Source organism: Mariniluteicoccus endophyticus (genome assembly GCF_054780035.1).
Genome location: NZ_BAAGXC010000041.1, coordinates 1 through 654, shown reverse-complemented (window position 1 = coordinate 654; position 654 = coordinate 1). Strand labels below are relative to the sequence as shown.

The window sequence follows — 654 nt, the reverse complement described above, 5'->3', positions numbered from 1 at the left end:
TGTGGGGGGCGATTCTTGGGTCGTATGCGTGGCAGGGCTTTGAGCGTGGTCCGTTGGGTTATCCGGTGGGTGCTGAGTTCTGTGGGCTTCGTGATGGTGGTTGTGGTCAGAAGTTCCAGGGTGGGTCGATCTATTGGTCGCCTGCTGGTGGTGCTCGTGTGGTGTGGGGTGAGATTCTTCGCACGTATGAGTGGCAGGGCTGGGAGCGTGGCCCGCTGGCGTATCCGGTCGATGGTGAGTTCTGTGGGCTGCGTGATGGTGGTTGTGGTCAGGCGTTCCAGGGTGGTTTTGCGTATTGGTCGGCTGGTTCGGGTTCGGCTCCTGTGTGGGGTGAGATCTTGGGGTCTTATCGCTGGCAGGGGTATGAGGCTGGTCCGTTGCGTTTCCCGGTGGGTGCTGAGTTCTGTGGGTTGCGTGATGGTGGTTGTGGGCAGCGTTTCCAGGGTGGTTATGACTACTGGTCTGCGGCGACGGGTGCTCATCCGGTGTGGGGTCTGATCGGTGTGGGTTATGGCGTTCTGGGTTCGGAGCGTTCGGGGCTGCGTTATCCGACGGGTGCGGAGTTCTGTGGGCTTCGGGATGGTGGTTGTGCGCAGCGTTTCCAGGGTGGGTTGATGTATTGGTCGCCTGGTTCTGGTGCTCATGCGGTGTGGG

At 60.9% G+C, this 654-nt stretch carries 1 protein-coding gene; it reads left to right on the top strand.

Annotated features, from left to right (window positions below):
- Window positions 1-65: 65 nt before the first annotated feature.
- Window positions 66-654: LGFP repeat-containing protein (locus tag ACYVGD_RS16400; RefSeq protein WP_460744855.1), on the top strand; the 589-nt coding region annotated here is incomplete at its 3' end.